Origin of the sequence: Caballeronia eucalypticola (assembly GCF_047608185.1) — a bacterium.
In the GTDB taxonomy this organism is placed as follows: Bacteria; Pseudomonadota; Gammaproteobacteria; order Burkholderiales; family Burkholderiaceae; genus Caballeronia.
On the sequence record NZ_JBLKRU010000004.1, the window covers coordinates 276,574 to 298,343 of the forward strand.

Here is a 21,770-nt window from a genome sequence, read left to right on the forward strand (position 1 = left end):
TCGCGATTCGAACCGATTTAACAGCCACAGGGCTCACAGGGCAATTTCCTGTGAATCTTGTGGCTTTTGCTTTTTGTCATTTATGGATAAGGGGTTACCGTGAGCCGTCGTCGTGTTGTTGTTACAGGCCTTGGGCTGATTTCGCCTGTTGGCAATACCGTTGCCGACGGCTGGGCCAATCTGGTCGCCGGCAAGTCGGGAATTGCCGAGATCACGAAGTTCGATACCACGAACTTCTCCACGCGCATTGCCGGCGAAGTCAAGGGCTTCAACGTCGAAGCCTATATGCCGGCCAAGGAAGCGCGCCACATGGATACCTTTATCCATTACGGCATCGCCGCCGGTGTGCAGGCCATGCAGGACAGCGGGCTGGAAATCACCGAGGAAAACTCGGAGCGCGTGGGCGTGGTGGTGGGATCGGGAATCGGCGGCTTGCCGATGATCGAAGCTACGCAGACGGAATTGCTGAACCGTGGTCCGCGCCGGGTTTCGCCGTTCTTCGTGCCGGCGTCGATCATCAACATGATCTCCGGCCATCTTTCCATCCGCTTCGGTTTGAAAGGGCCGAATCTGGCCATCGTGACCGCTTGTACGACGGGTCTGCATTGCATTGGCGAAGGTTCGCGGCTGATCGAATATGGCGACGCCGACGTGATGATCTGCGGCGGCTCCGAGGCGACTGTATCGCCCTTGGGTATCGGCGGCTTCGCGGCTGCACGCGCGTTGTCCCAGCGCAACGATGACCCTGCGACGGCGAGCCGTCCGTGGGACAAGGATCGCGACGGTTTTGTGCTGGGCGAAGGCGCGGGCGTGATGGTGCTCGAAGAGTATGAGCACGCGAAAGCGCGCGGCGCGAAGATCTATGCCGAAGTCAGTGGCTACGGCATGAGCGGTGACGCATATCACATGACCGCACCGCCGGAAGACGGTGACGGCGCGCGTCGCAGCATGCGCAATGCGTTGAAAAACGCTCAGGTCAATGCAGATGAAGTGCATTACCTGAACGCTCACGGCACCTCCACGCAGTTGGGCGATCTGGCCGAGACCGTTGGTATCAAGAACATGTTCGGCGACCACGCGAAGAAGCTCGTGGTGAATTCCACCAAGTCGATGACGGGCCATCTGCTCGGTGGCGCCGGCGGGCTGGAATCGGTCTTCACCGTGCTGGCGCTGCATCACCAGATCTCGCCGCCCACTATCAACATCTTCAACCAGGACCCGCTGTGCGACCTGGATTACTGCGCGAACGAAGCGCGGGAAATGAAGATCGATGTGGCGCTGAAGAACTCGTTCGGTTTCGGCGGCACGAACGGCACGCTCGTTTTCAAGAAGCATTGAGCGACGTGCTTAGCGGCGCGCGCCTGATCGTCGCGGGAATAGGCGAATGACAAGCGCGCACGTTTTGTTGCCTCGTGCGCCGGCGGACTTGCTTGCTGAGTCCCCGCGCCGGCACACGCTCCGGCCCTCACGATTCCTCTGGGACGCTACCGCAGCATTCGTGGTGGTATCGGCGGGATCGGTGTTCCAGTGCGTGGCGGCTTACGCCGGACTATTCAGCGGATGTGTCGCCGCTTTGACGGTGACCGCGGCTCTGGCCACTGTGGCCTGGGGCGGCGAGCGCCGCCGGCCTGTCGCGTTCGATTGGGCAGGACGGTTTGACTACGTGGGATCGTTCGGGACACGCGCAATATCGGCGAATAACTGGCTGTGCCCAGTGGAGCGACCGCTTGCTCGCTCTCACCTTGATGCCCGCAGCGGGCCTCCCGGCATCGTTTCTAGTGGCTGCCGACGCGCTCGCCAATACCTCCGCCTTTCGCGAATTGGCCGTGCGCGTCCGGCGCTGCGCCCAGGAACATCTGTAACGCGTGTAACCGCCGGTCAGCATCCGGCGTGTTCCTGCAGCGTAACGCTACAATAGCCCTCCGCGTAGCACCCCCAAAGTTAACGGATTTCCCAGGTGAGCGAAAAAGAAATCGATCAGGTACTGGTCGAACGCGTGCAAAAAGGCGATAAAGCAGCGTTCGAGCTACTGGTCGCCAAATATCAGCGCAAAATCATCCGGCTTATCTCGCGCCTCGTGCGCGATCCCGCCGAGGTTGAGGATGTCGCGCAGGACGCCTTTATCAAGGCTTATCGCGCGTTGCCGCAATTTCGCGGAGAATCGGCCTTTTATACGTGGCTTTACCGGATTGCGGTGAACACCGCGAAGAACTACCTTGCCACTCAGAGCCGTCGGGCTCCAACTTCTACCGAAGCCGATGCAGAAGAAGCGGAAACTTTCTCCGACGCAGACCAACTAAGGGATATCAACACGCCTGAGTCGATGTTGATGAGCAAGCAGATCGCACAGACGGTCAATGCTGCAATGGCGGTTTTACCGGAAGAGCTGCGCACCGCCATTACTCTTCGTGAAATTGAAGGTCTGAGCTACGAAGAAATTGCCGAAATGATGAATTGCCCAATTGGGACGGTCAGATCAAGAATTTTTCGTGCTCGCGAAGCCATTGCGGCAAAATTGCGTCCGCTGCTGGACACTCCCGAAGGCAAGCGCTGGTAACAGCGAGGTTGCGCGGGGCAGGGACGCGGTATCTGAGTCAGGTAGTGTCACTACGGGGTGCAGTCAAGATGGGGAGCATCATGGGGTCGGTTTCGGTGCAATCGCAAGCTAGCTCGCGCGGCGAGCGTCTGTCCGCTTTTGTCGACGGTGAGTCGTTCGACGGTTCGGGCGACATCAGTCAGTTTCTTTCCGGGTTTACGCAGAAGGATCGCGCGTCGTGGTCGGATTTCCACTTGATCGGCGACGCCCTGCGTTCCGACGATCTCGCGGCCAGTCCTGCAGCCAGCAGTGCGTTCATGAACGCGTTCTCGGCGCGTTTTGAAGCGGAAGCGCATGTATTTGCGCCCGCGGCCATTCCCGCCGCTTCCGCTGAGCGCCTTCGCTCGCGGCTATTCCGCCGACGCGTAGTGCCGGCTTTTGCCGTCGCCGCTGCCGCTGCCACGCTGACGTGGATCGTGGTGCCTCAATTGCAGGGCGTGGACAGCCACAACGGCGTGCAGATGTCGTCCGTGTCTTCAGATCATGTACAGCGCGTGGCCATGGCTTCCATGCCCGCCACCAGCACGCGCTCGCCGGTTGTCGAAGCGAACATCATTCGCGACGCAAGCCTGGACCAGTATCTCGAAGCGCATCAGCAATTCTCCCAACAGCCCGTCATGCCGGGCTCGATGCCTTTGATTCGCACTGCGGCTACCAGCCAAGGCCAATAACTGATGCAACGTGTGCGGTTGAAGAAAACGACTCATTGGGGGCGGTTGCCGGCGTTGATGTTCTGTGCAGCTGCGTTGTTATCAGCGGCATCGAGTGCTTTTGCGCAGGGCGACGATTCCGCCGCCGCGCGCAAGTCCGCTGCGGAACTGCTCAACAGGATTCACGACGCCGCACAGCAGCAGAACTACGAGGGCACCTTCGTCTACCAGCGTGGGACAACGGTGCAATCGTCGCGAATTATCCATTCTGCGGCACGCGGCGACGGTGAGTTCGAGTCGCTGGAAAGTCTGGATGGCAAGCCTCGCAAGATGCTTCGCCACGACGACGACATGTACACGTTCGTCCCCGAACGGCATTTGGTGGTCGTCGAAAAACGTCAGAACAAGGACGCGTTCCCGGCGTTGCTGACAACCGGCAGCGACCAGGTCCTGATGGTCTATGAGCCGAAAATGCTCGGTTTGGACCGCGTGGCCGGGATTGATAGCCAGGTGATCGAACTCGATCCGAAAGACGCCTGGCGCTTTGCCTACAAGCTTTGGGCCGACTCGAAAACCGGCCTTCTACTGCGCGCGCAGACGCTTGGCCCCGACGGTCAGGTGCTCGAACAGCTTTCATTTTCGCAAGTGCAGATTGGCGGGTCCGTGGACCGCGCCGGGATTGCGAACGGAATCAAGAGCCTAGCCGGGTGGACGGTCGTGCGCCCACCGGTCGAGCCGGTCGATATGGCCGCGCAGGGGTGGAAAATCACCCCTGCCGTGCCGGGTTTCCGGGAAATCCGGGAGTTGCGCCGGCCAATGGCGTCAAGTGAAAAGGGCCAACCGCCTATTCCCGTCGATCAGGCTGTTTTCTCCGACGGACTGGCGGCAATCTCGATTTTTGTCGAGCCGGCGGAAAAAAATTCCCGCAAGGAAGGGGCTGGCGACAGCGGCGCGACGCACGTGCTGGTCAAGCGCCGCGGTGATTTCTGGATTACCTTGCTGGGCGAAGTGCCCCAGGCCACGTTGCAGCAATTTGCTTCTGCCATAGAATACAAGCCTTCCAAGTAATTCCTCGGCCCACCACGATATGAGCAATCTCTCGCTGCGCACCTATTTCGCGGCCGCGGCGCTTGCCGCATGCCTGCCGCTCGCGACCTACGCGGCCACAGCAACCGCAGCGGCGCCCGCGTCGACGCCTGCGCCGTCCGCTACGACGGTCGCGGTGCCGGGAGTGAATTTGCCCGACTTCACCACACTGGTCGATAAAGTCGGTCCGTCGGTCGTCAATATCCGTACGACAACCCGCGTCAGCAGCAGTAACGACCTGCGCGGCTTGCCGCCCGGTATGGACGAGGGCGACATGTCCGAGTTCTTCCGCCGTTTCTTCGGCATTCCAATGCCCGGTACGCCGGGTTCGCCGCGCGGCGGTGGGGGCGGTAACGGAGGTGGAAGCGGCAACGGCGGCGGCGGTGGAAATGGCGGCGGAAGCGGCGGCAATGGTGGGAACGGCAACGGCGACCAGGGCGGCGACAGCGGCAGTAGCAGCAGCCCTGACAGTCAGGACAATTCGGAACAGAGCAGCGGCGTGGGCTCGGGTTTCATCATGTCGGCCGATGGTTACGTGATGACCAATGCCCACGTGGTCGACGACGCTGACACCATCTACGTCACGCTCACGGACAAGCGCGAATTCAAGGCAAAGCTGATCGGCGTCGATGAACGCACGGACGTCGCGGTCGTCAAGATCCAGGCGACGAGCCTGCCGGCCATTACCATCGGCGATTCGAACAAGGTGCGTGTCGGCGAATGGGTGCTGGCAATCGGCTCGCCGTTCGGGCTCGATAACACGGTGACGGCGGGTATCGTCAGCGCGAAGGGTCGGGACACGGGCGATTACCTGCCCTTTATCCAGACCGACGTGGCGGTGAATCCGGGCAATTCCGGTGGTCCGCTGATCAACATGGCGGGCGAGGTGATTGGTATCAACTCGCAGATCTACAGCCGTACGGGCGGCTTCATGGGGATTTCGTTCGCGATTCCTATCGATGAAGCCATGCGCGTCGCCGATCAACTGAAGACAACGGGCAAGGTCACGCGCGGCCGCATTGCGGTGGCGATCGGGGAAGTCACGAAGGAAGTGGCGGATTCGCTTGGACTCCCGAAGGCGCAGGGCGCGCTGGTGAGCAGCGTGGAAGCGGGCGGCCCGGCCGACAAGGCCGGTATCCAGCCGGGCGACATCATCCTGAAATACAACGGCCACGATGTCTCCACGGCAACGGACCTGCCGCGCATGGTCGGCGACACGAAGCCGGGCACAAAGGCGACGATCACCGTGTGGCGCAAGGGTCAGTCGCGCGATCTGCCGATCACGATTGCTGAAATGCAGCCGGACAAGATCGCGAAGACCGAGGCCAAGAAGACGCCGCCACCAAAGGCGAAGGCGAGCAATACGCTCGGCATCGCGGTGAGCGACATTCCGGCTGACCAGAAAAAAACGCTGAAACTCACCAATGGCGTGATGGTGGACGCGGTGGAAGGTCCGGCGGCGCGTGCCGGCTTCCAGAAGGGCGACATCATCCTGCGTATCGGCGACACGGACATCACGAGCGCGAAGCAATTCGACGCGGTCGCGCAAAACGTCGATCCGAGCAAGATGGTCGCGGTGCTGGTGCGTCGCGGCGACAACACGCAGTTCGTGCCGTTGCGGCCGCGCAGCGCGCCGGCGCAGAAATGAGCACGATGAGCGCGCTTAAGCTTTATGGGCGTGCGTGGTGCCACTTGTGTGAAGATTTGCGCGCCGGGCTCGAGCCAATTGCGGCTGAGTTCGGCGTTGCTATCGAATGGATCGATATCGACACGGATCCTGCGCTCGAGGCGTTATACGACGAACTCGTCCCCGTGCTGATGTTCGATGGCGTGGAGTTATGCCATTACCGGCTGGACGAAATGCGCGTACGGGACGCGCTCCTGAACACTTCCAGCACGCATATAAGTCCCTGAGCGATCGGACCTTTCCCGTAAAATCCGCCGTCAGCCCGCCTTTTCGGCTAAAATAGATAAGTTTTTCACCCCCATTTTCAAGGCGTGCTCCGCGTTTGTCTGGGCGCGCCTTTTTGCTTGATCGGCACTGAATGAATCATATTCGTAACTTCTCGATCATTGCGCACATCGACCACGGCAAGTCGACGCTCGCCGATCGCATCATCCAGTTGTGCGGCGGCTTGTCCGACCGCGAGATGGACGTGCAGGTGCTCGACTCCATGGATCTCGAGCGCGAACGCGGCATCACCATCAAGGCGCAAACCGCGGCGCTGAGCTACAAGGCGCTCGACGGTCAGGTCTACAACCTGAATCTCATCGACACCCCGGGCCACGTCGACTTCTCGTACGAAGTCAGCCGCTCGCTGTCCGCTTGCGAAGGCGCGCTGCTCGTGGTCGACGCCAGCCAGGGCGTGGAAGCGCAGACGGTCGCCAACTGCTACATGGCGATTGAACTGGGCGTGGAAGTCGTGCCGGTCCTGAACAAGATTGACTTGCCCGCGGCTGATCCCGAAAACGCAATTTCGGAAATCGAAGATGTGATCGGCATTGATGCAACCGATGCCGCGCGCTGTAGCGCCAAGACGGGTCTCGGCGTGACCGATGTGCTCGAGGCGCTGATCGCCAAAGTGCCGCCCCCGAAGGGCGATCCGGACGCGCCGCTGCAAGCGCTGATTATCGACTCATGGTTCGATAACTACGTCGGCGTGGTCATGCTCGTGCGCATCAAGAACGGCACGCTGCGTCCGAAGGAAAAGATCAAGATGATGGCGTCCGGCGCGATTTATCCGGTCGAAAGTCTCGGTGTATTCGCGCCGAAGGCCACGAATCTCGCGTCGTTGTCGGCGGGGCAGGTGGGCTTCATCATCGCGGGCATCAAGGAATTGCAGGCTGCAAAAGTCGGCGATACGGTCACCACCGTGGCGCGTCCGGCCGAAGTGCCGCTGCCTGGTTTCAAGGAAGTGAAGCCGCAAGTGTTCGCGGGTTTGTATCCGGTGGAAGCGAACCAGTACGACGCGCTGCGTGAATCGCTGGAAAAGCTGAAGCTGAATGACTCCTCGCTGCAGTACGAGCCGGAAGTGTCGCAAGCGCTTGGTTTCGGCTTCCGATGCGGCTTTCTTGGTCTGCTGCACATGGAGATCGTGCAGGAGCGGCTTGAGCGCGAATTCGACATGGACCTCATCACCACGGCGCCCACCGTGGTGTACGAAGTCGTGAAACGCGACGGCGAGCTGATCCAGGTCGAGAATCCGGCCAAGATGCCGGAGCCTACGTACATCGAAGAAGTGCGCGAGCCGATCGTGACCGTGAACCTGTACATGCCGCAGGAGTATGTGGGCGCGGTAATCACGCTCTGCACGAACAAGCGCGGCCAGCAGATCAACATGCTCTATCACGGCCGTCAGGTCCAGCTCACGTACGAAATTCCAATGGCGGAAATCGTGCTGGATTTTTTCGACCGGCTGAAGTCCACATCGCGCGGTTATGCGTCCATGGACTACGAGTTCAAGGAATATCGCGCGTCGGACGTGGTGAAGGTCGACATGCTAATCAATGGCGACAAGGTCGACGCGTTGTCGGTGATCGTGCACCGGTCGCAGAGCCAGCATCGTGGACGCGAAGTAGCGTCGAAGATGCGCGAACTGATTCCGCGCCAAATGTACGACGTCGCCATTCAGGCGACCATTGGCGCGAACATTATTGCGCGCGAGAACATTAAAGCATTGCGTAAGAACGTTCTGGCAAAGTGCTACGGCGGCGATATCTCGCGAAAGAAAAAGCTTCTGGAAAAGCAGAAGGCCGGCAAGAAGCGCATGAAACAAGTCGGTTCGGTCGAGATTCCGCAAGAAGCTTTCCTCGCGATTCTTCGCGTCGAAGATTAATAAAACAACCGGAAACGATTGATGAATTTTGCGTTGATTCTTTTGGTGCTCGTCGTCGTGACGGGGATTGCGTGGGTATTCGACAAACTGGTGTTCGAGAAACAACGGCGCCGGGCAGCAGATGCAGCGGTGGCGGAATTCGATCAACAGCAAGCGCGCCTTGAACCCCGTTTCGCCGATGAAAACGCGCCGCAAACGCGCGCTCGCCTACGCGATGAAAAGCTCCGCCAGCCGTGGTACCTGGAATATTCCGCAAGCTTCTTTCCGGTAATCTTGGTGGTGTTCGTGGTGCGCTCGTTCGTGGTCGAGCCGTTCAAGATTCCGTCCGGATCCATGGTCCCCACGCTGGTGGTAGGCGATTTCATCCTCGTCAATAAATTTGAATATGGCCTGCGTCTGCCGATCAGCAATACCAAGCTGACCAGCGGCACGCCGCTCAAGCGTGGTGACGTGGTGGTATTCCGCTATCCGAAAGACGAATCGGTGGATTACATCAAGCGCGTGATCGGCCTTCCGGGCGACACCGTTGCGTATCAGGACAAGAAGCTGACCATTAATGGCAAGCCGGTTCCTGAAACGGCGTTGCCTGATTATTTCGATGACGAACGCGTCGGTTATGCGAAGCAGTTCGAAGAAAATCTCGATGGCCGCAAGAATGCGATCCTGAATAACGCACAAGTGCCGCCGTTCGTGATTGGCGCTGACGACTTCCCGTTCCGCGACAACTGCAACTACAACGCTCAAGGCGTCATTTGCAAAGTGCCGGCGGGTAACTATTTCATGATGGGCGACAACCGCGATAACAGCGCGGACAGCCGTTATTGGGGTTTCGTGCCTGACGCGAATATCGTCGGCCGTGCATTCTTTATATGGATGAACTTCAGCAGTTTGAAGCGCATTGGGGTGTTCCATTGAAGCGCGGTTTTGATCGGTATCGCCAGCAGTAATTTCGTTCGACCACTACGCCGCGTCATCGCGGCGTAGTTGTTATTGGAAGTCACCTTTGGGCCGCCTAGAAACAGCACGAAGAATCGCGGCTAAGGTGCGCTTGCTGTGCCATTTTCCCCTGCGGTTTTTCGGCCTTTCAGCCGGATTCGCCCCTCCCGGCGCCCGCGTTATACTCTGCCCATGCCCTCAACCCCGTTGGAAAGCCGGCTTCAGTACGAATTTCGCAATGCGGAACTGCTGCGCCAGGCGATGACCCACCGCAGTCATAGTGCCACGCACAATGAACGACTCGAATTTCTTGGAGATTCCGTTCTAAATTGCGTGGTGGCTGCGCTTTTGTTCCAACGATTCGCAAAACTCGACGAAGGCGACCTTTCTCGCGTCCGGGCAAATCTCGTCAAGCAGCAGTCGCTTTACGAGATTGCGCAGGCGCTCAATGTATCGGAGGCGTTGCGGCTGGGCGAGGGCGAGTTGCGCAGCGGCGGCTTCCGTCGCCCGTCCATATTGGCGGACACGCTCGAAGCTATCTTCGGGGCGGTCTTTCTCGACGGTGGTTTTGACGCAGCGCTTCAGGTGATCAAGCGGCTGTACACGCCGATTCTCGATCACATTGATCCACGCACGATCGGTAAAGACGCGAAGACGCTGCTGCAGGAATATCTGCAAGGCCACAAGATCGCGTTGCCGACCTATACGGTCGTGGCCACGCACGGCGCGGCGCATAACCAGCAATTCGAAGTGGAATGCACGGTGCCGAAGCTCGAGGTGAAGGTATCGGGTTCCGGTGCAAGCCGTCGCGCGGCTGAGCAAGCTGCGGCAAAGAAGGCGCTCGATGAGTTGGCTTCCGCCGCGCCAGCCATGACGGCGAAGCCCAAGCGCAAGGGTTCGCGCGCGGCCAAGCAAGCTGAACAGGAAATTGTGCCGGGCGTGACGGGCGTGCAGGCGGCGCTCGATCTGCGCGCGCCGGATCGTCGTGAGCGCGCACGCGCCAGCGCCAGCAGTAATAGCAATAGCGCAGGCCATGGCAGCAACACGCATAACGATCCTGAGCGTCCGGCTACGGCACCATTCGCCGTGATTCGCGCATCGCATGTGGAACCGTCGGCGGGTACGTTCGCCAGCGCGGAGAAAACCGAGCGGGCGACGATTCATCGGGCGGAGAGGACTGAAAAGGCCGAGAAAGCGGCGGCCGAGGCGACGGCGGCAGCAACCGAGAGCGCGGATAAGACATCGGTTGCGCACGTCGAAGCTACGGTGGATAACGCTGTGAATAACCTGGTGGAAAAAAGCGCCACGAAGGCAGATAGTGCAGGTGAAAAGGCGGCCGCAAAGCAAGCTGAGAAGCCGGCCGACAAGCCTGCCGCGAAGAATGCCGAAGTGCCACCCGTAGAGAAGTCCGCAGTTCCCGCGCGGCAGCGTGAAGACGTGCCCGCCGCGCATTCTGCGACGGCCTCGAAGGGCGCGGAAAGCGTTGAAACAAAGGTCGAAGCGCACCTGGAAGAAAGCGCCGATGCAACCGTCGTACGCGCCGCCGATACCGGCCACTGACGTGGACTTCCAGGCTCGCCGCTAAAGCTCGCGCGCTATCGATCACATGCATAATCCGGACGCCACGCGTCCCCACGAATTCACCGAATCTGCAGCCCCATACATGATGAACGCTCCCACTCCTCCTGGTTTCCGCTGCGGCATGGTCGCGATCGTCGGTCGGCCGAACGTCGGCAAATCGACCTTGATGAACGCGCTCGTCGGGCAGAAAGTCAGCATCACGTCGCGCAAGGCACAGACCACGCGCCATCGGATCACCGGCATTCACACGCTGGACGACGCGCAGTACATTTTCGTCGATACCCCCGGTTTCCAGACCAAGCATAGTGGCGCGCTGAATCGCTCGCTGAACCGCGCGGTCACGTCGACGCTGACGTCTGTCGACGCCATTCTGTTCGTGATCGAAGCGGGCCGTTTTGGTCCCGATGACCAGAAGGTGCTCGACCTGATCCCGAACGACACGCCTTGCCTGTTGATCGCCAACAAGCTCGACCACGTGACCGATAAGGCAACGTTGTTCCCGTTCATGCAGAAAATGAGCGCGCTGCACGACTTCAAGGAAATCGTGCCGATGACCGCGAAGCATGCCGACGACATCACGCGTCTGATGACGGTCGTGAAGCCATATTTGCCGGAAGGCTCGCCTATTTACGGCGAAGACGATCTCACCGATCGCAGCGAGCGTTTTCTTGCCGCTGAAATCCTGCGCGAGAAAGTGTTCCGCTGGACCGGCGACGAGTTGCCGTACACGAGCACGGTGCTTATCGATAAATGGGAAACGGAGGGGCGCTTGCGCCGCATTTTCGCGACCATCCTGGTCGAACGCGATACCCACAAGGCGATGATCATCGGCCAGAAGGGTGCGAAGCTAAAACAGATCAGCACCGAAGCGCGCCTGGATATGGAAAGGCTGTTCGACGGTCCCGTGTATCTCGAAACCTTTATCAAGGTGAAGAGCGGCTGGGCGGACAATGAAGCTGGACTACGCGCTTATGGGTACGAATGACGCGTGGATGACCCAGTCCTCCGACGCAGAATCCGATCCGCTCGCCGACGATAACTTCAGCTCCGGCGAGCCTTCCGCACCTGCGCCTAAAAGGCGCCGGACGGCGTCTGCGTCCGCGTCAGCGAAATCCGCCGCACCGAAAGAATCCAAAGAACCGAAAGCCCCAAGAGCGCCGCGCGCGGCTCCTCGCTCGGACTTTCGTATCGCCGAGCAGCCGTCGTTCGTGCTGCACAGTTATCCGTATCGCGAGACCAGCCTCGTGCTCGACGTGTTTTCACGCGATCACGGCCGCGTCGCGCTGGTCGCCAAAGGCGCCAAGCGCCCGCATTCCGCGTTGCGCGGCGTGCTGCAAACGTTCCAGCCGCTGGGGTTATCGTGGACGGGGAAGGGCGAAGTCCGAACGCTGACGCAAGCGGAATGGGTCGGTGGCATGTTGCCCCTCGCCGGCGACGCGTTGCTTTGCGGCTTCTACGTCAATGAATTGCTCGTCAAGTTCTGCGCTCGCGAAGACGCGCACCCTGCCTTGTTCAATCACTATGTGCTGACGTTGTCGCGTCTCGCGCACGGCGAGCCTGCGTTGCATGCGCTGCGCTCGTTCGAACGCGTGCTGTTGCGTGAAACCGGCTACGCAATGGCGTTGAATAAAACCATCTCGCGCCAACCGGTTCTGGCCGGTCAGAAATACGTATTCGATCCCGAGCGCGGTGTGCGCGATGCATCGGAGGACGTGCCGTCGCAATGGCCGGTGATCGCCGGGCAAACCCTTCTCGATATGGAGAAGGACGAATACAGCCGTCCGCAGACGGCCGCGCAAAGCAAGACGCTGATGCGCTTTCTGTTGAACGTGTATCTTGGCGGCACACCGCTCGCCACCCGTCAAATCCTGATCGACCTGCAAAATCTATGAGCTTCTTTCTCTCGTCGCCCGCTAACGTGATCGATCTGGGCGTCAACATCGATCACGTCGCCACGCTGCGCAACGCGCGCGGCACGTCGTATCCCGATCCGATCCGCGCTGCGCTGCAAGCCGAAGAAGCGGGCGCGGACGCCATCACTTTGCATCTGCGGGAAGATCGCCGGCATATTGTCGATGCCGACGTCCACGCGTTGCGTCCGCTGCTCAAGACGCGCATGAACCTTGAGTGCGCGGTCACACAGGAAATGCTGGATATCGCGTGCGGCGTTCGTCCGCATGACGTGTGTCTCGTGCCGGAAAAGCGCCAGGAACTGACGACCGAAGGCGGGCTCGATGTCGTCGGCCAGTTCCAGGCCGTGAAAGCTGCATGCGAGCAACTGGCTCGGGCGGGCGCGCGGGTGTCGTTGTTTATCGACGCGGATGAAATGCAGATTCGCGCAGCGCATGAAGCGGGCGCGCCGGTAATCGAATTGCACACGGGTTCTTATGCCGAAGCGCACGACGAAGCCACCCGGCAAAAGGAGTTCGAGCGCGTGGCGCGCAGTGTCGATTTCGGCAATTCACTGGGCTTGAAAGTGAACGCCGGACACGGCCTGCATTACACGAATGTCCAGCCGATCGCGGCGCTGGAAGGCATTGTGGAATTGAACATTGGCCATGCGATCGTTGCGCACGCGATCTTCGCCGGATGGGACAACGCGGTGCGCGAGATGAAGGCAATCATGGTGGCATCGCGGCTTGCCGCGACCGCATCGCGATAACTGAGCAAGCTCATAACCTTAACCCGGACCCAACGATGGCGATCTACGGAATAGGTACGGATCTCGTTCAGGTAAGCCGTGTGGCGGGCGTGATGGAGCGCACGAATGGGCGCTTCGCCGAGAAGGTCCTCGGGGCCGACGAACTTCGTATCTACCACGCGCGTAAAGCGCGCTCCGAAGTCCGCGGTCTCGCCTTCCTCGCCACGCGTTTCTCCGCGAAAGAGGCGTTTTCGAAAGCCATTGGATTGGGCATGCACTGGCCGATGACATGGCGCGCGCTGCAAACGCTCAACGAGCCGAGCGGCAAGCCGAAGATTGTTGCATCGGGAGAACTCGCTGACTGGATGGCGGTGCGCGGCATCACCGCTCAGGTCACGATCACCGATGAACGCGATTACGCGGTGTCGTTTGTGATTGCCGAAACGGGCGTGAGTCCGGACGCAACCCCAGCAACAAAAACCCCCTGACACCTTTAGCCCTCATTCAGTACTCAATTTGAACTCGTTAAAACGTATTCCCGGACCGGTCATGCTCGACGTGGCCGGCACCACGCTCTCCGACGCCGACATTCGCCGTATCGACCATCCTATGACCGGCGGCATCATCCTCTTCGCACGGCATTTCCAGGATCGCGCGCAACTCGTCGCGCTGACCGACGCGATTCGTGCTGTTCGTGACGACATCCTGATTGCCGTCGATCACGAGGGCGGCCGCGTGCAGCGTTTTCGTACCGACGGCTTCACCGTCCTGCCCGCGCCGGGCAAGCTCGGCGAACTGTGGGACCGCGACGTGTTGCTCGCGACAAAAACCGCGACCGCCTTCGGTTATGTGCTCGCGGCCGAGTTGCGGGCGTGCGGTGTCGATATGAGTTTTACGCCTGTGCTCGACCTGGATTACGGGCACTCGAAGGTGATCGGCGATCGTGCTTTGCATCACGATCCACGCGTGGTGACGATGCTCGCCAAGAGTCTGAACCACGGCTTGGCGCTCGCCGGCATGGCGAACTGCGGCAAGCATTTTCCGGGGCATGGGTTTGCATCGGCGGATTCGCATGTGGCCTTGCCGGTGGACGATCGCTCGCTCGAGGACATCCTCGCCGCCGATACCAAACCGTACGACTGGCTGGGCATGTCGCTGGCGTCGGTTATCCCGGCGCACGTGATCTACAGCCAGGTCGATGAGAAACCCGCGGGCTTTTCGCGCGTCTGGCTGCAGGACATCCTGCGCGGCAAGCTCGGTTTCAACGGCGCGATTTTCAGCGACGATCTTTCGATGGAAGCCGCCCGCGCCGGCGGAACGCTGACCGAAGCGGCCACGGCGGCGCTCACGGCCGGCTGCGACATGGTGCTGATCTGCAATCAACCGGACGAAGCGGGGAAGGTGCTGGATCGCCTCACGTTCGTGCCGACGAAGGCATCGCAGACCCGCTTGCGGCGGATGCGGCCGCGAGGGCGCGCCTGGAAGTGGGGCAAGTTGATGGAGCAGGTGGAATATCAACAGGCGCTGGCGTTGGTGAAAAGCGCGTTGGGCTAAAGCTAAAGCTAAAGCGCTCGCTTAAGTGGGTGAGTGAGACAAACACAGCCATGAAAAAAGCCGCTGGTTCGCAAGAACGAGCGGCTTTTTTCGATCAACGTTTCATCACTCCAGCTTCATTCGCTGCAGCTTGTTGTAAAGCGTCTTGGGACTAATCCCGAGCAGCGTAGCGGCGCGATGCCGCGTGCCGCCCACCGCTTCAAGCGTTGCACGGATCAGCATGTCTTCGACATCGGCGAGCGCCGTGCCCACCGTCACCTGCACGCTGCTGCCGTTGAGTCCGCGGCCGCCGGCACCGCCTTGCTCGTCGGCGCGCAGGGTTTCGATGACATCGCCGGATGCGTGATACGCGCGGCGCACGCGCTCACGCAGTTCGCGCACATTGCCGGGCCATTCGGTCGACAGGCACTCGCGAATGAAATCCGGGCTCACGCGTTTCGGCGCGCCGCTCGTGATGCCGCTCACATGATTCTCGCGATTCAGTTCATCGACGAAATGCTCGGCCAGCAACGCAATATCGTCACCGCGGTCACGCAACGGCGGCAACGCAATCGACGACGCATTCAGCCGCAGGAACAGATCCTCGCGCAATTTGCCATCGGCGACGGCGTCCTTCACCGGCGTGCGCGTTGCGGCGAGCAGGCGGAAGTCCGTCACAATCTTGTTGCTGCCGCCCACGCGCATGAAGGTCTGCGAATCAAGCGCGCGTAAGAGCGCTTCTTGCTGCGGGATCGGCAATGCATCGATCTGGTCGAGGAACAGCGTCCCGCCACCCGCTTGCTCTAGCAAACCGGGTTCGCGATTCTCCGCGCCGGCAAACGCACCGCGCTCGTGGCCGAACATCAGGCTTTCCATCGAACGACTGCTGGTCTCGTTGGCGGCGGCGCAATCGAATGACACGAACGGGCCTTTACGGCGCCGGCTCATCTCATGCAGCGTGCGGGCGGCGACCTTCTTGCCGGTGCCGCTTTCGCCACAGATCAGCACAGCCGCTTCCGTGGGCGCAGTGTGTTCAATCAGATCGTAGACATGCTGGATCGCGCCGCTGCGCCCAAGCAATCCACCGAAATAGCCGAGCTCACGCAGCGTTGAACGTAACGCCCGCACCTCTTCCGTGAGCTCGTAAGGGCGCGGAATCCGGGCCAGCAAACTGCGCAGGCGCGGAATGTTGACCGGCTTCAGCAGGTAATCCCAGATCCCTTGTCGCAAGCCTTCGATAGCACTCTCCACCGTCGCGTTACCCGTCATCACAATCACAGGCAACGCGCCACCGGGCGGTTGCGCCGGCAGATTGTGGAGCAGATCGAGACCGCTGCCGTCGGGCAGGTTCAAGTCGACCAGCACGACGTCCGGGATGAAACGCGTCAAGGCAGAGCGCGCCTCGGCGAGCGTGGTGGCGGTATCGACGGAAAAACCGTCGGCCGCGAGGATGGCAGACAAGCCGGAAAGGCTATTGGGATCGTCTTCGACAATCAAAGCGTGTGGCATGGCGGACACAACGTATTAAGTGGTCTGAAATTCGTTCCGTGCCGGTCGCCTTCAATGGCGAGATCCAGCGGGGACGCCTCGATACCGGGCTACGCCGGCGCAGACTGATGGCGGAATGACGTCAAATTCTCGGTCTCCGCCCAAGCTTCCAGCCCTCGCCCGACATTGCGGGGTCTTTGTCCTGCGCTTCCTGATGGTTTCCACGTGTTTCCTGATGAGCCAGTCTTGTCATGTCTGAGCACACCGTGCTCCCGACCTGATCGCTCAGCTCATCGGCGTGATATTCGCGCTCTATTGCGGCTTGACGTTCAACTCGTTCTTGACTGACTGCACACCTTCCACGCCGCGCGCAACCGCCACCGCTTTTTGAATCTGATCCGGGGAATTCACAAAGCCCGACAGCAGCACTTCACTCCGATACGTCGTCACGCTCACCGCCAGCGATTTCAGGCCCGGGTCAGCGAGTAACGCCGCTTTAACCTTGGCGGTCAGTGCGGAGTCGGCAGTGTATTCGCCAGCCGATTCATGGGTCGGTGTCGACGAGCATCCTGCAGTGATCCCGACTACCGGTACGGCACATGAAACAGCAAGAACAAGACGGACGAGAGTGGTTTTTGTAATTGGCATGGTCTGTATTGTTGAAAAATGCGACGCCGACACAGCGCGGACACAACAACCAAAGCAGGTTTCATGCCAACTTTACAATGACAAGAAATCAAGGTTTTAGCAGAGGACATACCATTCCTTGCAGCAATCAGCCGGCAATTTCAGGAAACCTTCCGGTAAAGTTTGCCTGAATTGGCAATAATGTTCAGCAAAAAGAAAAAGCGCCCCGAAGAGCGCTTTTTTTGAGTTTTTTGCCTGGAGCGTCGGGCCGGCGTTGATAGTCGGCCGGAGCCTTAAGAGCCTTAGGCGCGGCTGCGATACTCGTTGGTACGCGTATCGATTTCGATCTTGTCGCCAATACCGCAGAACAGCGGCACTTGCAGTTCGAAGCCGGTGGCGAGCTTGGCCGTCTTCAGGACCTTGCCCGACGACGTGTCACCCTTGACAGCCGGTTCCGTATAGATGATCTCGCGAACCAGCGTGGTCGGCAGTTCCACCGAGATGGCTTTCTCGTTGTAGAACACCACTTCGCACGGCATGCCGTCGGCGAGGTAGTGCAGGGCGTCGCCCATCATGTCGGCTTCGACTTCGAACTGGTTGTAGTCGGCGTCCATGAACACATACATGGGGTCGGCGAAGTACGAATACGTCACTTCCTTGCGGTCGAGCTGGACGACGTCGAACTTGTCGTCCGCCTTGTACACCGATTCCATGTTGCCGGTGGACAGCAGGTTACGGAACTTCATCTTCACGACCGCGGAATTGCGGCCGGATTTGTTGTACTCGGCCTTCAGCACGACCATGGCATCGCTGCCGATCATCACGACGTTGCCAACGCGGAGTTCTTGTGCGGTCTTCATATTAAAAAACTGTCCTGTACGAAAATGTGAGCCTGATCGCTGCAGTGTGGACGGCCGGCTCGTGGCAGGATTGCTTCGTTTAATCGAGATTGCTTTTGTATTGCAAACCCTGGCAAACCCGGCGCTGTAGCCGCCTCACTGACTATTCATTGACTTGTTGACTACTTGTTGACTATTCCCACCGCGCTCATTCCACTGTGGAATCTGTCCGAAACTGAGAGTGTTCCGAACTGCAAGCCGTTGGATAACCGCTTATTTTAACTGAGTTTTCGCGAATTCCGCCAGATTTCCGGCCAGATCGCCAACGTTCGCCAGTTCGGTCGCCCAATCGGCGGCGCGCTGTTCCAGCGGCGTGCGGTTTCGCCAGAAATCGTCCCAGTCCGGAGCGCCCGCGCCGTTCCACGCGTGCCAGAAGCGTTCGAGCGAGGTTCTCGCCCCGTCCGGCAGGCCGTTTGCGTAGTGCGCGAGCGCCGCATCGAGTTTCGGCAGGTGGGCGTCGTCGCCTTGCGGGTAGATATGCCAGACGAACGGCGTTTGCGCCCATTGGGCCCGCACGAACGAATCCTCGCCGCGCACGAAATTCAGGTCGGCGGCCCAGAGCAGCGCATCAAAAAGAGGCTGTTCGACAAAACCCAGCGCGTAAGCCGACAGCGATCCGCTTGTCGCCTTCGCTCCGGCCCGAAAATCGGACAGATCGAAAAACCGGGCAATGGCACCGGAAATGCGTCCTTCCGGCACGAGTAACGCGATCGGCGTGGCGGAATCGCGCCATTGCTCAAGCAGCGAATCGATGGCGGGATTTTCGTACGCGAACATCGAAATGACGGTTGTGCCGGTCGGCGGCGGCGCGATGCCGACACGTGCGTGCCACCAGGCATCGCGATCGAACGCCTCACGCTTGGCATCGAGCAAACGCTCTTTCAGCACGCCGCCGGTGCCCGGTCCTAGTCCGGGAAAAAAGAACGTCTTGTTAAGTGCGTAGCGCGGATGCGGCGACGGCCTCAGATGAAAATCCGCGACCCAGTCCTCCGCGCTCAGATATTCGAGATTCACCCACACGGGCGTCTTCTCGCGGCGCGCCATCGCGCTCACGTACACCGCCGGCAATTCGCAGCCGAACGCTTCGATCACGACATCGGCGATCTGCAGCGTGTCGCCGGCATGCGACGGCGCATGCCAGTGCTCGATCATCACGCCCGCCTCGCTTTGGCGATCGAGCGCGGGATCGATGGCCGGGCAGAGCGCATGAAAGGCCTTGAGATCGTCGACGAACAGGCGCACTCGCCAGTCGTGTTCGCTGGCAAGTTGGCGCGCGAGCCGCCAGCAGACGCCGATATCGCCGAAATTGTCGATGACCGCGCAGAAAATATCGCACGCGATATAGGTGGCTGAAGCGCCTGGATCGACGCTCGAGTGGCCGGAAGCAGCCGGCATTTGTTCCGATGAAGACGGCATGGGCAATAGGCGGCGATGAACCGCAAATGAAGGGTGAGGAATGGCGGACAGCGGTTTGAACTAAACTGGCGTTTTCAAGGATAACGATTCGCGCGGCGCGCTGCGTTACGGTTGCGTTACGGTTCCAATGCGGTCGAGCTAAAGGCTCGCCCAGGCTGTTCGGGCGACCTGGACGCGTGCCGCGCTCAATCCATACTCCACTCGAAACCAATAAAATTATTTTGCTGAACTCAAGCCGCGGGCGCTCCGCCATCATCTCTGCATGACAGACTCCGACGTTTTCGACCCTAAAAAAAGCCTGGCGCAATTGCCGCACTTGCCGGGCGTGTACCGCTATTACGACGAGCAGGGCAACGTGCTGTACGTCGGCAAGGCGCGCGACCTGAGAAAACGCGTGTCGAGCTATTTTACGAAGACCCTGCTTTCTCCGCGCATCGCAATGATGGTCACGCGCATCCGCAAGATTGAAACCACGGTCACGCGGTCCGAAGCCGAAGCGTTGCTGCTTGAGAATAATCTGATCAAGGCGCTCGCGCCGCGCTACAACATCCTGTTTCGCGACGACAAGTCGTATCCGTATCTGAAGCTCACCGGCCACAAGTTTCCGCGCATGGCGTATTACCGTGGCAGCGTCGACAAGAAGAATCAGTACTTCGGCCCGTTCCCGAGCGCGTGGGCCGTGCGCGAAAGTATCCAGATCCTGCAGCGCGTTTTCCAGTTGCGCACCTGCGAGGATTCCGTTTTCACCAATCGCACGCGGCCTTGTTTGCTGCATCAGATTAGCCGCTGCACCGGTCCGTGCGTCGGGCTGATCAACGAAGAGGATTACGCGCGCGATGTATCGAATGCATCGCGGTTCCTGCTCGGACGCCAGGGCGAAGTGATGAAGGAACTCGAGCAGAAGATGCACGCGTTCGCCGCCGATCTCAAGTTCGAACAGGCCGCGGCCGTCCGTAACCAGATGAGCTCGCTGTCGACCGTGCTGCATCAGCAGGCTATCGAAGTGGGCGGCGACAATGACGTCGATATCCTCGCGGTCGTCGCACTGGGCGGCAAGGTGTGCGTGAATCTCGCGATGGTGCGCGGCGGCCGCCATCTCGGCGATAAAGCCTATTTTCCGACGCATGTAGAGGCGGCGCTGGCCATCGAAGACGCAATGCCGGAAGAGCTTGCCGGCGATGACTTCGTGGACGGCGTGGCGAATATCGTCATTGAGCAGGTCGATGCGGACGTCGACGAGATTGCGTTGTCCGCCGGCACGCTGGCGGCGCGTGAGCAGGACTTCGAGGCCCACGCGACGACCGAGCAAATGCAGGAGGAGATCGCTGAAACCGGCGACGCGCCCGTGGCTGACGCGACAGAATCGGAACGTCAGGGCGCGCTCGAAGCTGAAGTGCTGGAGGCGTTTATCGCCCAGCATTACATCGGCAATCGCGTGCCGCCGGTGCTGGTGGTGAGCCACGCGCCGACGAACCGCGAACTCGTCGACCTGCTGATCGAACAGGCCGGGCACAAGGTCGTGGTGCTGCGTCAGCCGCAGGGACAAAAGCGCGCGTGGCTGTCGATGGCTGAATCAAATGCAAAGCTCGCGCTCGCGCGCTTGTTGTCCGAACAGGGATCGCAGCAGGCGCGCACGCGTTCGCTTGCGGACACGCTGAGTTTCGAAATGGACGATCTCGCGCAGTTGCGGATCGAATGTTTCGACATCAGCCATACGATGGGCGAGGCGACGCAGGCATCGTGCGTGGTGTATCACCATCACAAGATGCAGTCGGCGGAATATCGGCGCTACAACATCACGGGCATCACGCCGGGCGATGATTACGCCGCCATGCGCCAGGTCCTCACGCGCCGCTACGAGAAGATGCTGGCGCAGGCCGCCGCGCGCGCTACGGACGCTGATGATGCTAACGATGAACCGCAGCAGGAAGCGGCGGAATCGACCGACCCGGAAGCCGAAGCGCAACCGGAGCCAATCAATCCCGCAGAAGCCGATGTCGCTGAACCTGTGCCGTCGGGCGGCCGCTTGCCGAATATCGTGTTGATCGATGGCGGTAAAGGACAGGTCGAGATTGCGCGGCAAGTGTTCGCTGAATTGGGCCTCGATCGCAGCATGCTGGTTGGCGTGGCAAAAGGGGAAGGGCGCAAAGTCGGTCTCGAAACCCTCATTTTCGCCGATGGCCGCGCAGCGCTCGAACTCGGCAAGGAGAGCGCAGCGCTGATGCTTGTCGCGCAGATTCGCGACGAGGCGCACCGTTTTGCGATTACCGGCATGCGCGCGAAACGGGCGAAGACGCGGCAGACATCGCGGCTTGAAGAACTGGAGGGTATCGGCGCAAAACGGCGTCAGAAGCTACTGTCGCGTTTCGGCGGTTTGCGCGGCGTGCAGGCGGCGAGCGTGGAGGATCTGGCGAGTGTCGAAGGCATTTCGCAGGCGCTCGCCGAGCAGATCTACCGGCAGTTGCATTGAGCGCAACGTCC

At 60.2% G+C, this 21,770-nt stretch carries 20 protein-coding genes; 16 read left to right on the forward strand and 4 right to left on the reverse strand.

Annotation, left to right across the window (positions count from 1 at the left end):
• Positions 1–99 precede the first annotated feature (99 nt).
• From fabF to nagZ, 15 genes are all read left to right on the forward strand, one after another.
• Positions 100–1,338, forward strand: coding sequence for a beta-ketoacyl-ACP synthase II (gene fabF, locus ACMX25_RS07695; protein WP_414949007.1), 1,239 nt, complete (start codon positions 100–102; stop codon positions 1,336–1,338).
• 389 nt (positions 1,339–1,727) lie between these two features.
• Complete coding sequence (locus tag ACMX25_RS07700; RefSeq protein WP_414949009.1) at positions 1,728–1,862, forward strand: hypothetical protein; 135 nt, start codon at positions 1,728–1,730, stop codon at positions 1,860–1,862.
• A gap of 95 nt (positions 1,863–1,957) precedes the next feature.
• On the forward strand, positions 1,958–2,557 hold the full coding sequence (gene rpoE / locus ACMX25_RS07705; protein WP_031363443.1) for an RNA polymerase sigma factor RpoE: 600 nt from the start codon (positions 1,958–1,960) through the stop codon (positions 2,555–2,557).
• A gap of 80 nt (positions 2,558–2,637) precedes the next feature.
• Positions 2,638–3,267, forward strand: a complete 630-nt coding sequence (locus tag ACMX25_RS07710; RefSeq protein ID WP_414949011.1) for an RseA family anti-sigma factor — start codon at positions 2,638–2,640, stop codon at positions 3,265–3,267.
• 3 nt (positions 3,268–3,270) lie between these two features.
• The gene (locus ACMX25_RS07715) at positions 3,271–4,314 is read left to right on the forward strand and encodes a MucB/RseB C-terminal domain-containing protein (RefSeq protein WP_414949012.1); all 1,044 of its coding nucleotides are present in this window, start codon (positions 3,271–3,273) and stop codon (positions 4,312–4,314) included.
• 19 nt (positions 4,315–4,333) lie between these two features.
• Complete coding sequence (locus ACMX25_RS07720) at positions 4,334–5,980, forward strand: DegQ family serine endoprotease (RefSeq protein WP_414949013.1); 1,647 nt, start codon at positions 4,334–4,336, stop codon at positions 5,978–5,980.
• The gene (locus ACMX25_RS07725) at positions 5,977–6,246 is read left to right on the forward strand and encodes a glutaredoxin family protein (protein WP_414949014.1); all 270 of its coding nucleotides are present in this window, start codon (positions 5,977–5,979) and stop codon (positions 6,244–6,246) included. Before ACMX25_RS07720 ends, ACMX25_RS07725 begins: the two co-directional genes overlap by 4 nt.
• 131 nt (positions 6,247–6,377) lie before the next feature.
• Positions 6,378–8,168 carry a translation elongation factor 4 gene (gene lepA, locus ACMX25_RS07730; protein ID WP_414949016.1) on the forward strand — a complete coding sequence of 597 codons (1,791 nt, stop codon included), beginning with the start codon at positions 6,378–6,380 and terminating at the stop codon, positions 8,166–8,168.
• Positions 8,169–8,189: 21 nt separating this feature from the next.
• Positions 8,190–9,083, forward strand: a complete 894-nt coding sequence (lepB, locus tag ACMX25_RS07735; RefSeq protein ID WP_414949017.1) for a signal peptidase I — start codon at positions 8,190–8,192, stop codon at positions 9,081–9,083.
• Between the two features lie 213 nt (positions 9,084–9,296).
• Entirely contained in the window at positions 9,297–10,664 is a 1,368-nt protein-coding gene (gene rnc, locus ACMX25_RS07740; protein WP_414949019.1) for a ribonuclease III, read from the forward strand.
• A gap of 106 nt (positions 10,665–10,770) precedes the next feature.
• Positions 10,771–11,670, forward strand: a complete 900-nt coding sequence (era, locus tag ACMX25_RS07745; RefSeq protein ID WP_414949074.1) for a GTPase Era — start codon at positions 10,771–10,773, stop codon at positions 11,668–11,670.
• Positions 11,657–12,577, forward strand: coding sequence for a DNA repair protein RecO (gene recO, locus ACMX25_RS07750; RefSeq protein WP_414949021.1), 921 nt, complete (start codon positions 11,657–11,659; stop codon positions 12,575–12,577). Before era ends, recO begins: the two co-directional genes overlap by 14 nt.
• Complete coding sequence (pdxJ, locus tag ACMX25_RS07755; RefSeq protein WP_414949022.1) at positions 12,574–13,347, forward strand: pyridoxine 5'-phosphate synthase; 774 nt, start codon at positions 12,574–12,576, stop codon at positions 13,345–13,347. The genes recO and pdxJ overlap by 4 nt, the downstream gene beginning before the upstream one ends.
• 35 nt (positions 13,348–13,382) lie before the next feature.
• Positions 13,383–13,814: a holo-ACP synthase gene (acpS, locus tag ACMX25_RS07760; protein WP_414949023.1), complete on the forward strand. Its 432-nt coding sequence runs from the start codon at positions 13,383–13,385 to the stop codon at positions 13,812–13,814.
• A gap of 61 nt (positions 13,815–13,875) precedes the next feature.
• Positions 13,876–14,880 (forward strand): beta-N-acetylhexosaminidase, encoded by a 1,005-nt coding sequence (gene nagZ, locus ACMX25_RS07765; protein WP_414949024.1) that lies wholly within the window; start codon positions 13,876–13,878, stop codon positions 14,878–14,880.
• Between the two features lie 105 nt (positions 14,881–14,985).
• Here the strand turns inward: nagZ and ACMX25_RS07770 are convergent, their stop codons facing one another.
• The 4 genes from ACMX25_RS07770 to earP all read right to left on the reverse strand — a co-directional run bounded on the left by ACMX25_RS07770 (position 14,986) and on the right by earP (position 19,268).
• Positions 14,986–16,368, reverse strand: coding sequence for a sigma-54-dependent transcriptional regulator (locus ACMX25_RS07770; protein WP_414949025.1), 1,383 nt, complete (start codon positions 16,366–16,368; stop codon positions 14,986–14,988).
• Between the two features lie 291 nt (positions 16,369–16,659).
• A complete protein-coding gene (locus ACMX25_RS07775) occupies positions 16,660–16,995 on the reverse strand; it encodes a BON domain-containing protein (RefSeq protein ID WP_414949027.1) in 336 nt (111 codons plus the stop codon).
• A 281-nt stretch (positions 16,996–17,276) separates the two neighbouring features.
• Positions 17,277–17,834: an elongation factor P gene (gene efp / locus ACMX25_RS07780; protein ID WP_062089336.1), complete on the reverse strand. Its 558-nt coding sequence runs from the start codon at positions 17,832–17,834 to the stop codon at positions 17,277–17,279.
• A 252-nt stretch (positions 17,835–18,086) separates the two neighbouring features.
• Positions 18,087–19,268: an elongation factor P maturation arginine rhamnosyltransferase EarP gene (earP, locus tag ACMX25_RS07785; RefSeq protein WP_414949028.1), complete on the reverse strand. Its 1,182-nt coding sequence runs from the start codon at positions 19,266–19,268 to the stop codon at positions 18,087–18,089.
• A 283-nt stretch (positions 19,269–19,551) separates the two neighbouring features.
• Here earP and uvrC point away from each other — a divergent pair, with 283 nt between their 5' ends.
• Positions 19,552–21,759 carry an excinuclease ABC subunit UvrC gene (uvrC, locus tag ACMX25_RS07790; RefSeq protein WP_414949029.1) on the forward strand — a complete coding sequence of 736 codons (2,208 nt, stop codon included), beginning with the start codon at positions 19,552–19,554 and terminating at the stop codon, positions 21,757–21,759.
• Positions 21,760–21,770: the final 11 nt, after the last annotated feature.